This is a genomic window from Blastococcus aurantiacus, from assembly GCF_900102425.1.
Taxonomy (GTDB): domain Bacteria; phylum Actinomycetota; class Actinomycetes; order Mycobacteriales; family Geodermatophilaceae; genus Blastococcus; species Blastococcus aurantiacus.
In genome coordinates this window covers 357,475-370,317 of the sequence record NZ_FNBT01000004.1, presented here as the reverse complement: position 1 = coordinate 370,317, position 12,843 = coordinate 357,475, and the positions used below count along the sequence as shown (strand labels likewise).

The following is a 12,843-nucleotide window of genomic DNA, read 5'->3' as shown; positions in this document are numbered from 1 at the left end:
CTTCCCCCGGACGGTGCCCCGTCAGCGCGGCCCGGGGCCCTCCGGTCCCGCCAGCTCCGAGCGGAGCCACCACCCCAGCTGGACCGTGGCCACCGCGCCCAGGACAGCGCCCACGGCGGCTCCGCTGGTCACCGTGAGCACGTCGCCGTCCACGCCGCGCACCTCGAGACCGGAGACCACGCCGGCACCGCCGAGGGTGAGGGCGGCCATGACCACGCGGGTGGGGCGCTCCCACAGTGAGATCGGGCCGGTGCGGTCCACGCCTGCCTGCCCGGCGCGGGCGCGCACGTAGTCGGGCAGCCAGCACAGCGCGCCGAACACGACCACCAGCCAGCCCGGAGCGCCGGCCACCCACAGCGCTCCGGCGTAGGCGACCTCGGTGAGCCGGTCGACCACCGAGTCGAGCACGAACCCGCGCTGGGAGGCCCGCCCGGCCCCGATGGCCAGCGCGCCGTCGAGGCTGTCGAGCAGTCCCGACAGGCCCACCAGGAGCCCGGCCGCGATCAGCCAGGCGCCCCCCGCGGCGGCGGGGGCGACCGCGGCCGCGGCGACGGCCAGGCCGGCGGCGGTCGCGACCACCGGCGGCATCCCGGCGAGCGGCCGGGCGAGGGTGTGGGCGAGGGTCAGCCACCCGCGCACCAGCGGCGAGGACGTGTCGGCGTCCCCGTGCCAGCGCGACCACGCCGCCAGGTACTCGTCCCGGTTCAGCACCGCGCCCCTTCCCCCGCATCGCCGGTCCGGACCGTGATGCCCGGCTCCCGAACAGGGACAGTAGGTGGATGCTCGCCGGTCTCTCCCCCGCCCGCCGACGCGTCGTCCTCGTCGTCCTCGCCCTGGCGTCGATCGGCGCGGCGGTCCTGGCCGGCGTCGTGCACCAGCGGCCCTCGGCCGCCGACCCGCAGCCGGCCGACCAGGACCGGCTCGGCCCGGTGCTGCTGGTGCCCGGCTACGGCGGCGCCACCGGCGCCCTGCAGCTCCTCGCCGACCGGCTGACCGCGGCGGGCCGGGACGCCACGGTGGTCGGCCTCCCGGGCGACGGCACCGGCGACCTCACGGCGTCCGCCGACGCGCTGGACGCCGCGGCGACCGCCGCTCTGGAGCGCACCGGCGACCCGGCCGTGGACGTCGTCGGCTTCTCGGCCGGCGGCATCGTCGCGCGCCTGTGGGTCGCCGACGGCAACGCCGACGTCGTCCGCCGGGTGGTGACGCTGGGCTCCCCGCACCACGGCACCGACCTCGCCGGGGTGGCGGGGGCGCTGGCGCCCGCTCAGTGCCCGGTCGCCTGCCGTCAGCTGGCGCCCGGCAGCGAGCTGCTCGCGGAGCTGAACGCCGGCGACGAGACGCCGGAGGGGCCGAGCTGGGTGTCCATCTGGACCACCAGGGACCGGGTCGTCCCGCCGGAGAGCTCCCGGCTCGGCGGCGCGCTCGAGCTGCCCGTCCAGTCGGTCTGCGCCGGTGCACAGGTGGAGCACAGCGACCTCCCGCGCGATGGGCTGGTGCAGGAGATGGTGCTCGCCGAGCTGGCGGCCGGCGAGCCCGTGGAGCTGGGCCCGGCCGACTGCGCGCGCCTCAGCTAGTTCCGCGTACGGCAACCATCGCCCCGAAGGCGGCTATGGGATACCGCCCCTCCGGAACGATGTGCGCTGAAGGCAGGTTCCGGCCCGGGAACCGGCCATGGGCGCACATTGCTCGGCCCTTAGCCCGATCACTCCGGAGTCACGCCGAGTGTCGCTGAATGGGCCGCTTGCGGGCATCCGCCTCACTGAACCCGAGCCTACGAGAAAGCGCCGGGGTCGCTCCGGGCTTCATCTGTCGACGCATCAGCAGCTACCGTCCGGCCGTGACGCGCGGAGATACAGCGCCCCTCGATCCGGCTATCGCTGCTGTCATAGAGAGCTTTGCCCCATATCACTCAGTGATGCGCAGAGTCGCGCTCTTGAGCGCACCGGCCGCGATCTTCGTTCCCGTCGCGCGCCGTCTACGCGGCGAGTCCGGTGTGCCAACAGGCCCCAAACTGGTCACCTTGCTCAACACCTTCATGGCGCTGGGCCTGACGCACTATGTGCGTCAGCCTGCGCGATGGCAGCGGTTGAAGCACCGGAAGATCCCCGGATGGGCGGCCGGCGCAGGCCTCATCTACCTCACTTTGTCTCCCGCAGCGGCGGCTCGATGGAACGGTGGGGTGATTCTCCGTGGACGGTCCCCGCTATGGGCAGCACTCGTAGCGCCCACCAGCGCACTCCGGCACGCCCTGTTGCTGGTCGGCTATCGCCGCTATCGAGCGGTGAAGGAATCCCAGGCAACGGCCGCTGAGGAGGGCAACGCCGTTCTTCGGTCAGCGGGTTCCCCGGACGATTAGACGCCCGGGCGTGCCGCCTCAGCGAAGCAATGCGGAGGTTGGTCGCGGGATGTCCCATCGTGGGACGCTCAGGGACAGGCGGCTCATTCCGGCGCTGGGCCAGCGGAGCGACCGATGCTGGTCCGGTACTAGCTCGTGACGTCCTTGGTCGTGAAGTTCGCCCACGCCGCCGCCAGCAGTACGCCCACGTAGACGCCCTGCAGCGCCAGGCCGCGGGTGAGGTCGCGCCACTGGATCGGGTCGCGGAAGAGGTCGACGAAGGCCAGCCAGTAGCGGGTCGGCAGGTAGGGCGCGATCGGCGAGGCGGCGTCCAGGGTGAACAGCAGCGACGAGGTGACCAGCACCGCCAGTGCCCCCATCGTGGCGGCGAGCGGTGAGTCGGTCATCGTCGAGAAGAACAGGCCGAAAGCCGCCACTCCCAGCATCGACACCGCGACGTAGCCGATGGCGAGCACGGTCCGGCCGGTGATCTGCTCGGACGTGAGCGAGGTGCCCGACACCGAGGTGCCGCCAATGGGCTGCGCGTCGAACAGCGTCGTCCCCACCAGGTAGCCGACGGCGGCGACCACCACCACCGTCACCACCACGAAGGCAAGGACGGCGACGAGCTTTGCGACCAGCAGCCGGGTGCGCCCGACCGGCCGGGCGAGCAGGTAGCGCAGCGTCCCGGCCTGGGCCTCCCCCGCCACCGCGTCCCCCGAGATCACCGCCACCGCGATCGGCAGGAACAGCGGCAGCACGATGGCCAGCGCGGCCAGTGGGTAGAGCGACCCGTTGCGCAGGACGGCCGAGAGGAACGGCGGACCCTCGCCGGGCCGCGGCGCCAGGTCGGTGACGACCAGCAGCACCGCCACCAGCACCGGCAGGGCGTTGAGGACGGCGATGGTGGCCCAGGTGCGCGGACGGCGGAACATCTTGCGCAGCTCGACCGTGATCACCGCGGTACCTCCACCCGGTCGGGGCTCGTACCGGCGGCGGCCAGCACCACCTGCTCGAGCGTCGGCCGGTCCAGGGCCAGCCCGGTCACCGGGATGCCCGCGCCCACGAGCAGCGCGTTCACCTCGGCGGGGTCCTCGCCCCGCACGACGAGCCGGTCGCCCTCGACGGCGGTGACCCGCCCGTCGAGCAGTGCGCGCACCCGGTCGGGCGCAGGGCTGTGCACGACCGTCGACCCGGTCGGGGCCACCAGCGTGGGGATGCGGTCCTGCAGCACCAGCCGGCCGCGGTCGAGCACGCCCACCCGGTCGCACAGCTGCTCCACCTCGGCGAGCAGGTGGCTGGACAGGAAGATCGTCGTCCCGCCGCGGTGCAGGTCCAGGAGGAGCTCGCGGATCTCCGAGATGCCCTGCGGGTCCAGGCCGTTGGTGGGCTCGTCGAGCACGAGCAGCTCGGGACGGCGCAGCAGCGCACCGGCCAGCCCGAGGCGTTGCCGCATGCCGAGCGAGTACGCCTTGACCGGCTTGCGCCCGGCGCCGCCGAGTCCCACCTGGTCCAGGGCGGCGTCCACGCGGGCGCTGCGGGTGCGCCACGGTCCGCCGCGGCCCGAGGCGTCCAGCAGGCGCAGGTTCTCCCGGCCCGACAGGTGCCCGTAGGAGGCCGGGCCCTCGATCAGCGCCCCCACCCTCGGCAGCACCCGGCGTCCAGCGCGCGGCATCCGGCCGCCGAGCAGCTCGACTTCGCCGCTCGTGGGCAGCACCAGCCCGAGCAGCATGCGGACGGTGGTGGTCTTGCCCGACCCGTTGGCGCCCAGGAAGCCGTAGACGTCGCCCTGCTGCACGTCGAGGTCGATGCCGTCGACGGCACGCACGCGGCCGTACCGCTTCACCAGGCCGCGGGTGCTGATGACCGCGCTCATCCGGTGCCTGCCAGCTCGGGCAGCTGGCCGGCCGCGGTGACCAGTGCATCAAGGGTGACCGTGCCGGTGAGCACGTACGGACCGCGACCCGGGGGCTCGACCAGCATCAGGCCGACCGGCCCGGCGGCGATCCGCGCGCCCGCGTCGTCGACGACGGCGTCCGGGCTCTGCGCGAGCGTGTCGTCCAGGGCCCGTGCGAGCCCCTCCGGGACGGGCGCGACGGCGAGCAGCGTCACGCCCGAGCCGTAGAGCCCGATCCCGCGCGGCGCCCCGTCCAGCACCCGCCGGGGCAGGCCGGCCAGCTCCGGCGGCAGCGCCACGGGGCGCACGCGGTCGCCGGCCTCGCGGAGCACCTCGGCCTGCCGGCCGTTCCGCGCCGTGGCACCCGGCGGTGGCCGGAAGGCGGTCACCTCCGCCGGGGGGACGGCGAGCTCGAGGTCGAGGAAGCGGGTGTCCAGCGCCGGCCGGTCGCTGCCCTTCGCCACCACCTCGACCTGCACCGGCAGCCCGCTGTCGCCGTCGACCCAGACGTCGACCCGGCGGACCGAGGCCGCCGGGGCGGCGGGCTCCAGCCGGAGCCCGAGCGCGTCGCGGCCGGCCACCCGGCGCGCGCCGATCCGGGTGAGCTCCGCATCCGCCGCCTCCGACAGCAGCCGCCGGCCCAGCGAGGGTGGCAGGAGGTCCGGCGCGGCGGGCAGCTCCAGCGGGGCGGCCTCGGTGCGGGTCGCCGTCGCCCGCTCGTACTCCCACGTCCAAGAGCCGCCGGCGTCGCGGTGGACCCCGGTCTCGCCTGCGGTGGTGACGACGTCCACCCGGTGGTCGGCGGGCCCGCGCCACCAGACGCGCATGGTCGTGCGGTCGCTGAACAGGTCGGCCACCGAGGTCAGCTGGTCGGTCACGGGCAGCGCCAGCCCGCCGGCGGACTCGGCGTAGCCGGAGTACCCGACGGAGTCGCTGGCCAGGACGGCGGCGCGCAGGTCGGGGGCGAAGACGTCGGCGTCCTCTACCGGCAGCGCGCCGACGACGGCGGGGAGGGACACCAGGACCGCGACGAGCACCCCGACGGCGGCCCAGCGTGGCGCGGCGGCGCGCCCGCGGTCCGACATGCCGGCCACGGTACGTGCGCCCAGCCGGTGCGTGCCGGGCCCGGAACGCACCTCACGCGTGCGCCGGTGCGGTTCGGGGCACCCCCTCGCCATGGCTGCCCAGATCAGTGACGCCGTCGTCGTCGACGTCCTCCGCCGGGTCGACCGGCTGGCCACTCCGCTGGCCGCCCGGCTCGGCCGCCCCCCGGCGCTGCCCCAGGCCGAGCGCGACCAGTGGTGGGCCGACCAGGTGTCGCGGGTGGCGGCCGGCGTCTCCGCCGCGCCGCGTCTCGCCGGGAAGCTCGCCGACCTCCTGCCGCTGCAGAACACCGTCGGGACGGCGGTGCAGTCGGTCGTCGTCCTCGGGGTCGCCGGGGAGCACGGAGTGACGGAGCCTGCCGAGCGGGTGGCGCTGCTGGCCCGCGTGCTGCTGGACCGCGACCTGCCGGCGTCCGTGGTCGAACCGCTGTTCGCCCGGAGCAAGGGCACCTACCGCGAGGAGGCGTTCGGCGCCGCCGACGAGCGCAGGGGCGTGGCCGGGGTCGCGCGCACCGTGTGGCGGGTCGCCCGCCTGCTGGGCCGCATCGACGAGTCCCTCGACGCCCGCCCCAAGGGCAAGTGGCGCCACCGCGCCCTGTCCAACCTGCCCGTCGTGGGCGTCGTCGGTGGGTACGCCGCCGAGCGCGAGGGCCTCCGCCGTGCCGCGGCGAAGGCCGCGGTGGTCCTCGACGGCCGGGTCAGCCCGCCGTCGTGACCGAGGGCGCGCCGACCAGGTTGGCGTGGACCTCACGAGTCGCCGTCGAGCGGTTCATGGTGATGAAGTGGATGCCGGGCACGCCCTCGTCCAGCAGCGTGCGGCACAGGTCGGTGGCCACCTCGACCCCGTAGGCCCGGACGGCCGCCTTGTCCTCCGGCCGGTCGCCGTCGAGGGCCTCGAACCGCTCGGCGAGCTCGGCGGGGAACGCCTGCCCGGACAGCTGCACGATCCGCTTGATCTGCCTGGCGTTGGTCACCGGCATGACCCCGGCGATGATCGGGACGTCACAGCCCCGGTCGGTCACCCGGTCGCGCATGCGCAGGTAGTCGTCGGCCCGGAAGAACATCTGGGTGATGGCGAAGTCGGCACCGGCCCGGCACTTGGCCACGAACATGTCGACATCGCTGTCGAAGTCCGGGGAGCGCGGGTGCCGCTCCGGGAACGCCGCGACGCCGACGGAGAAGTCGCCCATCGACTTGATCAGCTCGACGAGCTCGGCGGCGTACGACAGCCCCTCGGGGTGGGCGACCCAGTCGGCCTGCGGGTCAGCGCCCGGCGGGTCGCCACGCAGCGCGATGATGTTGCGGACCCCGGCGGCAGCCAGCCGGCTCACGACGTGCCGCAGCTCGGCGATGCTGTGGTCGACCGCGGTCAGGTGCGCCAGCGGCGTCATCGTCGTCTCGGTCGCGATGCGCTCGGTCACCGAGACCGTGCCCTCGCGGGTGCTGCCACCGGCGCCGTAGGTGACCGACACGAACGAGGGCTGCAGCCGCTCGAGCTCGCGCAGGGCGCTCCACAGCTGCTGCTCGCCTTCGGGGGTCTTCGGCGGGAAGAACTCGAAGGACCAGGTCGGCCGCTCCGAGGCCAGCAGCTCACGCACGGTCTGGGTCACGGTCATCGAGGGTACGGAGGGCCGTCCACTTTCTCCCGACCGACCGCATCCGGATTGCGCCGTCGCGGCGAAGAGGGCACGAACGGACGACCCGGGAGGACCCACACATGTTCGGCAGCATCCTGCCCGGCCTCGCCGGCCCGGCCCGTCCGGAGCTGCGGGGCGATACTGACCGGGTGACCACCAGGACCCGGCAGGCCGCGGCTGTTGCCCACCCGGCGCCGTCGCTGGCCGCCGCGGACCTCGACCGGTTGCACGCCGCGGTGCAGGCGGCGCTGACCGAATTCCTCGACCGGCAGCGCACCACGCTCGCGGGGATGGCCGCGGGCCTGGCCCCCGTCGTCGACGAGGTCGCCGCACTGGCCGCCGGGGGCAAGCGGCTGCGCCCCTCCTTCGCCTACTGGGGTTGGCGCGGCGCCCGCGACACCGGCCCCGGGTCCGGCGAGGACGACGCAGCGGTGCTCCGCGCGGTCTCCGCCCTGGAGTTCGTGCACGCCAGCGCCCTGGTCCACGACGACGTCATGGACGGCGCCGTCACCCGCCGCGGCCGCCCGGCCACCCACATCGGCTTCGCCGCCCGCCACGCCGCCGACGCGCTCCACGGCGACGGCGACCTCTTCGGCACCGGTGCGGCGATCCTCGTCGGCGACCTGGCGCTGGTCTGGTCCGACGAGCTGCTCCGCTGCTCGGGCATCTCCGAGGGCGCGCTGAGCCGGGCGCGGGCCGTGTGGGACACGATGCGCACCGAGGTCACCGCCGGGCAGTACCTCGACCTGCTGCGCGCCGCCGGTGGCCTGCCCGGCCCCGAGGGCGCCCTCACCGTCGCCCGTTACAAGAGCGCCGGCTACACCGTCCAGCGGCCCCTGCAGCTCGGCGTGGCCATCGCCGGCGCCGGGCCCCGGGTGGTCGAGGCCACCACCGCCATCGGCCTGCCGCTGGGCGAGGCGTTCCAGCTGCGCGACGACGTCCTCGGGGTGTTCGGCGACCCCACGGTCACCGGCAAGTCCGCCGACGACGACCTGCGCGAGGGCAAGCAGACCCTGCTGATCGCCTGGGCGGAGGAGGCCGCGGACGCGGCCGGCCGCCGGCTGCTCGACGAGCTGCTCGGCAACGCCGCGGCCCGCGAGGAGGACTTCCAGGCCCTGCGCGGACTGATCGAGGACACCGGCGCCCGCGACCGGGTCGAGCAGCGCATCGCGCAGAGCACCGCCCGCGCCCGCACCGCCATCGCCGACGCCCCGCTGTCCCACGACGCCAAGGCCGCCCTCGACGCGCTCGCCGTCGCGGCGACCAGCCGTACCGCCTGACGTGCGGACCGTTCCCGGACCCACCGACCGCGTCGTCGTCGTCGGTGCCGGCCTGGCCGGCCTGGCGACGGCGCTCCGGCTGCGCGGCGCCGGCCGCGAGGTCACCGTCGTCGAGCGCGGGGAGGGCCCCGGCGGTCGCGCCGGGCGAATCGAGTCGCACGGCTACGCCCTGGACACCGGCCCCTCGGTCTTCACCGCGCCCGAGGTGCTCGCCGACACCTTCGCCGCCGTCGGCGAGAAGACGTCCGACCGGCTCACGCTGACGCCGCTCGAGACCAGCTACCGCGCGCAGTTCGCCGACGGCACCTCCCTCGACGTGCACGCCGCGCCGGACGCGTTCGCCGCGGAGGTCGCCCGGCTCTGCGGGCCGGCCGAGGCCGACGCGCTGCGCCGCTACCTCGCCGACCTCGCCGAGCTGTACCGGCTGCAGCTGACGACCTTCATCGACCGCAACCTGGACTCCCCGCTCGACCTGCTGGGGCCGGAGCTGGTGCAGCTGGCCCGCCGTGGCGGCTTCGGCCGGCTGTCCACCCACGTGGGCAAGTACTTCGCCGACGACCGCCTGCGCCGGCTGTTCAGCTTCCAGGCGCTCTACGCCGGCGTCTCCCCCTTCAAGGCCATCGCGGCCTACGCCGTCATCGCCCAGCTCGACATCGGCGCCGGGGTCTGGCACCCGGAGGGCGGGATCGCGGCCGTCCCCCGCGCCCTGGCCGCCGCGGCCGCCGACGCGGGCGTGGAGTTCCGCTACGGGGCGAGCGTCATCGCGCTCCCGACGTCGGGACGGCGGGTGAGCGGCGTGCGCCTGGCCGACGGCGAGGTGCTGCCCGCCGACGCCGTCGTGGTCACCAGCGACGCGCCCTGGCGGCTGGTGCCCGGCGTGCCCGCCCCCCGCCGGCCGGTCTGGTCCCCGTCGTGCGTGGCCCTGCACGTCGGCGTGCGCGACGAGCTGCCCGGCCAGGCCCACCACACCATCAGCTTCGGCGGGTCGTGGCAGCAGGTCTTCGACGAGCTGACCCGCGACGGCCGGCCGATGAGCGACCCCAGCCTGCTGATCAGCATGCCGTCGGTCACCGACCGCACGCTGGCCCCCGAGGGCGGTCAGGTGGTCAGCGTCGTGGCCCCCACCCCCAACCTCGACCCGCGCAGCGGCGGCAACCCCGACCTGGACTGGGCGACCCTCGGCCCGCGCTACCGCGAGGAGCTGCTGGCCACCCTGGATGCGCGCGGCTGGACCGGCATCGCCGACGCGATCGAGGTGGAGCACATGGACACCCCGCTGACCTGGGCCGACCAGGGCATGGCCGCGGGCACGCCGTTCGCGCTGGCGCACACCTTCGGCCAGACCGGCCCCTTCCGGCCCTCGACCCTCCCCCGGCGCGGGCCGGAGAACGTGGTGCTGGCCGGCTCCTCGGTGCAGCCGGGGGTCGGTGTGCCGATGGTGCTGATCAGTGGCCGGCTGGCCGCCGAGCGGATCACCGGGCCGGTGGCCCGATGACCGAGCTTGCGAGGTCATCCAGAAACAGAGCACGCCGCGGCATGGGGCCGACGAGCGCCAGCGAGGAGGTCTCATGACGCTGGTGCACCCGCCGGGGACGCAGGCGGCGCGGCAGGAGCAGCTCGCCGCGGCCTACGCGCACTGCGCCGCCGTCGCCGCGGAGCACGGCAAGAGCTACTTCCTCGCCACCCGGCTGCTCACCCCGGACCGGCGGCCCGCGGTGCACGCGCTCTACGCGGCCGCCCGCACGGCCGACGACCTCGTCGACCTGCCCGGCCCGGACCCGGTGGGCGACCTCACCGAGTGGTCCCGCGCGGTGCTGGCCGAGCTGGCCGCCGGCTGGTCGGAGGACCCGGTCCGGCTCGCGCTCGTGCACACCTGGCGCCGCTACGACATCGGCGTCGACCACCTCGTCGACTTCCTCGCCGCGATGACCAGCGACCTCGACGTCGACTCCTACGCCGACATGGCCGCGCTCGACCGGTACATGTGGGGCTCTGCGTCGGTGATCGGGCTGCAGGTGCTGCCCGTCCTGGGCACCGCGCCCGGCGTGACCCGCGAGGAGGCCGCGCCGCACGCCATCGCGCTGGGCGAGGCGTTCCAGCTGACCAACTTCCTGCGCGACGTCGCCGAGGACGTCGACCGCGGGCGGGTGTACCTGCCCGCCGACCTCATGGCCGCGCACGGCGTCACCCGGGAGCAGCTCGCCGAGAGGCGGCACTCCCCCGGATTCGAGGCGCTGATGCGCGAGATGGTGGCGATCACCCGCCGCCGGTACGACGACGCCGCGCCCGGCACGCCGCTGCTCGCGCCGGAGTCCCGCGACTGCGTGCGGGCGGCCACCGATCTCTACGGCGGGATCCTCAGCGAGATCGAGCGCGCCGACTACCGGGTGCTCGACGGCCGGGTCTCGGTGTCCAGGCCGCGGCGCCTGGCGGTGTTCGCCCGCCGGTTGACCGCCGCCCAGCTGGCGAGGGTCAGGGTCACCATGGCGAAGCCGAAGAGCAGGTCCTCGACCGGCGCGTAGGCGATCCGCGGGCCCCAGATGGCGCGCTCGTCGTAGACCACGACGTCCAGGCCGGTGAGCACGCCGTTCATCAGCAGCTGGAAGAACACGATGATTGCGTAGGCGGTCCAGAAGACCTTCCGGGTGACCATGCGGGTCCGGTACACCGCCAGGTCCACGACCAGGACGACGAGCACGGCCACGACCGCGAGGACCGAGTAGCTCATCGCTCGGCCTCTTCCGCGGGATAGCCGGCGTCCCAGCCGGTCACCCGCCGCACCGCCTCCAGCGCCAGGACCGAGCACAGCGGGACGACGAGGAAGAACAGCACCTCCTCGACCGGGATGCCACCGGGCAGCCGCACGTCGAGGGTGCGCACCGCCGAGTAGTCCCAGTGGCCCTGCGCGATCGCGTAGAGCACCCACACGATGAAGACCGAGACCTCCGGCACGATCGCCACCAGGAAGCGCCGCCAGCGGGCGTACACCCGAACGCCGAGCACCAGCTCCAGGGGCGCGGTCACCACCAGGCACCCGACGAGCAGCCCCAGGTAGGTCAGCTGCTCCACGGCAGTCCCTTCCGCGCCGGCGCCGGCGCCGGATGCACGCGGGTCAGAAGGCCAGCGCCTGCGCCCGGCGGGTGACCTCGGTGTGCCGGTCGTCGCGCAGGGCCTGCACCGGCGTGCCGGGGAGCGTCTGGTCCTCGCGGAACAGCCAGTCGAAGGCGTCCTCGTCGGAGAAGCCGCCGTCCTTGAGGACGGTCAGCAGCCCGGGCAGGTGCTTGAGGATCACGCCGTCCTGGACGAAGGCGGCCGGGATCTTGCCGTTGCCGCTGCCGGGGACGGCCATCAGCTTCCGGTCGCGCAGCAGCTGCCGGACGCGGTTCGGGGAGGTGCCGAGGAGCTGGGCGACCTCCGTGGGCGTCAACGTGTCCATAGGCTGCGAGCCTATGGCGCCTCCACCACCCGCTGACAGCCCGGTGCCCGGACAGCGACGCCGCGCGGTCGGCGAGGAGACCCCGGAGGACGCCGGCCACGAGCCCCCGTACCTCGACCTCGGGGCGCTCGAGGACCGGGCCCGCGAGCTGCTGCCGGCCGACGTCTTCGACTACTACGCCGGAGGTGCGGAGACCGAGACGACGCTGCGCGAGGCCCCCGGCGCCTGGCGGTCCTGGCGGCTGCGCCCCCGCGTGCTGACCGGGACCACCTCCGTCCCCCTGGCCACCGAACTCCTGGGCACCCCGGTCCGCTCCCCCATCGGCGTCGCCCCCTGGGCCTACCAGGGCATGGCGCACGCCGACGGGGAGCTCGCCACCGCTCGCGGCGCCGCGGCCGCCGGATCGCTCATGACCGTCTCCACCAGCGCGACGCACGCGCTGGAGGAGGTGGCGGCGGAGGCCACCGCCACCCGGAAGTGGTTCCAGCTCTACCGGCTGCACTCCGGCGCGCACACCGACGACCTCGCCCGCCGCGCCGGTGCCGCCGGCTACACCGCGCTCGTCCTCACCGTCGACCTCCCCCTCCTGGGCCGCCGGCGGCGCGACCTGCGGCACGACTTCGCCCTGCCCACCGGCCTCCGCATGGCCAACCACCCGGCCGACGGCGACCGGCCCTCGCTGCAGGACCTGGCGACGGCGACCTGGACCTTCGACGACATCGCCCGGTTCGGCGACCTCTCCGGCCTGCCGGTCGTGGTCAAGGGCGTGCTCCGCGGCGACGACGCCGCCCGCTGCGTGCGCGCCGGGGCCTCGGCCGTCTGGGTGTCCACGCACGGCGGCCGGCAGGTCGACCCGGCGGTCGCCAGCGCGCACGCCCTGCCCGAGGTGGTCGACGCCGTGGGCGAGGAGGTCGAGGTCTACGCCGACGGCGGCGTCCGCACCGGCTCCGACGTGCTCACCGCGCTGGCGCTGGGCGCCCGGGCGGTCTTCGTCGGCCGGCCCACCATCTGGGGGCTGGCCACCGGCGGTGCCGACGGCGTGACCCGCGTCCTCACCGCGCTGGGCGAGGAGCTGGCGCACACCATGGCGCTGTGTGGCGTCGACGACGTCCGGTCGGTGCCCCGCGACACCGTCGTCCCCGCGCGATAACC

General features: G+C 75.0%; 14 protein-coding genes and 1 pseudogene. 7 read left to right on the top strand and 8 right to left on the bottom strand.

Annotated features, from left to right (window positions below; all coding sequences use genetic code 11):
- Positions 1 to 21: 21 nt before the first annotated feature.
- Positions 22 to 711: a CDP-alcohol phosphatidyltransferase family protein gene (locus tag BLS70_RS10580; RefSeq protein WP_091766993.1), complete on the bottom strand. Its 690-nt coding sequence runs from the start codon at positions 709 to 711 to the stop codon at positions 22 to 24.
- A 68-nt stretch (positions 712 to 779) separates the two neighbouring features.
- Between BLS70_RS10580 and BLS70_RS10575 the strand changes: the two genes are divergently transcribed.
- The gene (locus BLS70_RS10575; protein ID WP_091766990.1) at positions 780 to 1,577 is read left to right on the top strand and encodes an esterase/lipase family protein; all 798 of its coding nucleotides are present in this window, start codon (positions 780 to 782) and stop codon (positions 1,575 to 1,577) included.
- Positions 1,578 to 1,936: 359 nt separating this feature from the next.
- Complete coding sequence (locus BLS70_RS20455; protein WP_143030388.1) at positions 1,937 to 2,359, top strand: hypothetical protein; 423 nt, start codon at positions 1,937 to 1,939, stop codon at positions 2,357 to 2,359.
- Between the two features lie 128 nt (positions 2,360 to 2,487).
- Here the strand turns inward: BLS70_RS20455 and BLS70_RS10570 are convergent, their stop codons facing one another.
- The 3 genes from BLS70_RS10570 to BLS70_RS10560 are packed head-to-tail and all read right to left on the bottom strand — an operon-like array spanning position 2,488 to position 5,320.
- Positions 2,488 to 3,297: an ABC transporter permease gene (locus BLS70_RS10570; RefSeq protein ID WP_091766988.1), complete on the bottom strand. Its 810-nt coding sequence runs from the start codon at positions 3,295 to 3,297 to the stop codon at positions 2,488 to 2,490.
- Positions 3,294 to 4,214, bottom strand: a complete 921-nt coding sequence (locus tag BLS70_RS10565) for an ABC transporter ATP-binding protein (RefSeq protein ID WP_091766985.1) — start codon at positions 4,212 to 4,214, stop codon at positions 3,294 to 3,296. Before BLS70_RS10565 ends, BLS70_RS10570 begins: the two co-directional genes overlap by 4 nt.
- Entirely contained in the window at positions 4,211 to 5,320 is a 1,110-nt protein-coding gene (locus BLS70_RS10560) for a LolA family protein (RefSeq protein ID WP_091767336.1), read from the bottom strand. Before BLS70_RS10560 ends, BLS70_RS10565 begins: the two co-directional genes overlap by 4 nt.
- Before the next feature lie 91 nt (positions 5,321 to 5,411).
- Here BLS70_RS10560 and BLS70_RS10555 point away from each other — a divergent pair, with 91 nt between their 5' ends.
- A complete protein-coding gene (locus BLS70_RS10555) occupies positions 5,412 to 6,053 on the top strand; it encodes a hypothetical protein (protein ID WP_091766983.1) in 642 nt (213 codons plus the stop codon).
- Here BLS70_RS10555 and metF read toward each other — a convergent pair.
- On the bottom strand, positions 6,037 to 6,948 hold the full coding sequence (gene metF / locus BLS70_RS10550; RefSeq protein ID WP_218122367.1) for a methylenetetrahydrofolate reductase [NAD(P)H]: 912 nt from the start codon (positions 6,946 to 6,948) through the stop codon (positions 6,037 to 6,039). The genes BLS70_RS10555 and metF overlap by 17 nt on opposite strands.
- Before the next feature lie 107 nt (positions 6,949 to 7,055).
- Here metF and BLS70_RS10545 point away from each other — a divergent pair, with 107 nt between their 5' ends.
- The 3 genes from BLS70_RS10545 (at position 7,056) to BLS70_RS21055 (ending at position 10,777) form a co-directional block, all read left to right on the top strand.
- The gene (locus BLS70_RS10545) at positions 7,056 to 8,255 is read left to right on the top strand and encodes a polyprenyl synthetase family protein (protein WP_091766978.1); all 1,200 of its coding nucleotides are present in this window, start codon (positions 7,056 to 7,058) and stop codon (positions 8,253 to 8,255) included.
- 1 nt (position 8,256) lies between these two features.
- Positions 8,257 to 9,750 carry a phytoene desaturase family protein gene (gene crtI, locus BLS70_RS10540; RefSeq protein WP_091766975.1) on the top strand — a complete coding sequence of 498 codons (1,494 nt, stop codon included), beginning with the start codon at positions 8,257 to 8,259 and terminating at the stop codon, positions 9,748 to 9,750.
- Positions 9,751 to 9,823: 73 nt separating this feature from the next.
- The gene (locus tag BLS70_RS21055) at positions 9,824 to 10,777 is read left to right on the top strand and encodes a phytoene/squalene synthase family protein (RefSeq protein WP_091766973.1); all 954 of its coding nucleotides are present in this window, start codon (positions 9,824 to 9,826) and stop codon (positions 10,775 to 10,777) included.
- Here the strand turns inward: BLS70_RS21055 and BLS70_RS21310 are convergent.
- The 3 genes and pseudogenes from BLS70_RS21310 to BLS70_RS10520 form a co-directional block, all read right to left on the bottom strand.
- Positions 10,774 to 10,983, bottom strand: a pseudogene (locus BLS70_RS21310) (lycopene cyclase domain-containing protein); the annotation flags it as partial. The gene BLS70_RS21055 and the pseudogene BLS70_RS21310 overlap by 4 nt on opposite strands.
- Entirely contained in the window at positions 10,980 to 11,324 is a 345-nt protein-coding gene (locus BLS70_RS10525; protein ID WP_091766968.1) for a lycopene cyclase domain-containing protein, read from the bottom strand. The gene BLS70_RS10525 and the pseudogene BLS70_RS21310, both read right to left, overlap by 4 nt.
- A gap of 43 nt (positions 11,325 to 11,367) precedes the next feature.
- Positions 11,368 to 11,691 (bottom strand): Rv2175c family DNA-binding protein, encoded by a 324-nt coding sequence (locus BLS70_RS10520; protein ID WP_091766966.1) that lies wholly within the window; start codon positions 11,689 to 11,691, stop codon positions 11,368 to 11,370.
- A gap of 13 nt (positions 11,692 to 11,704) precedes the next feature.
- Here BLS70_RS10520 and BLS70_RS10515 point away from each other — a divergent pair, with 13 nt between their 5' ends.
- Positions 11,705 to 12,841, top strand: a complete 1,137-nt coding sequence (locus BLS70_RS10515; RefSeq protein WP_091766963.1) for an alpha-hydroxy acid oxidase — start codon at positions 11,705 to 11,707, stop codon at positions 12,839 to 12,841.
- Positions 12,842 to 12,843 lie beyond the last annotated feature (2 nt).

Excerpts from the sequence above, each read along its gene's own strand:
- BLS70_RS10575 (WP_091766990.1), top strand. The coding sequence starts at position 780 with ATGCTCGCCGGTCTCTCCCCCGCCCGCCGACGCGTCGTCCTCGTCGTC.
- BLS70_RS10565 (WP_091766985.1), bottom strand. The coding sequence starts at position 4,214 with ATGAGCGCGGTCATCAGCACCCGCGGCCTGGTGAAGCGGTACGGCCGC.
- BLS70_RS10560 (WP_091767336.1), bottom strand. The coding sequence starts at position 5,320 with ATGTCGGACCGCGGGCGCGCCGCCGCGCCACGCTGGGCCGCCGTCGGG.
- BLS70_RS10555 (WP_091766983.1), top strand. The coding sequence starts at position 5,412 with ATGGCTGCCCAGATCAGTGACGCCGTCGTCGTCGACGTCCTCCGCCGG.
- BLS70_RS10545 (WP_091766978.1), top strand. The coding sequence starts at position 7,056 with ATGTTCGGCAGCATCCTGCCCGGCCTCGCCGGCCCGGCCCGTCCGGAG.
- BLS70_RS21055 (WP_091766973.1), top strand. The coding sequence starts at position 9,824 with ATGACGCTGGTGCACCCGCCGGGGACGCAGGCGGCGCGGCAGGAGCAG.
- BLS70_RS10520 (WP_091766966.1), bottom strand. The coding sequence starts at position 11,691 with ATGGACACGTTGACGCCCACGGAGGTCGCCCAGCTCCTCGGCACCTCC.
- BLS70_RS10515 (WP_091766963.1), top strand. The coding sequence starts at position 11,705 with ATGGCGCCTCCACCACCCGCTGACAGCCCGGTGCCCGGACAGCGACGC.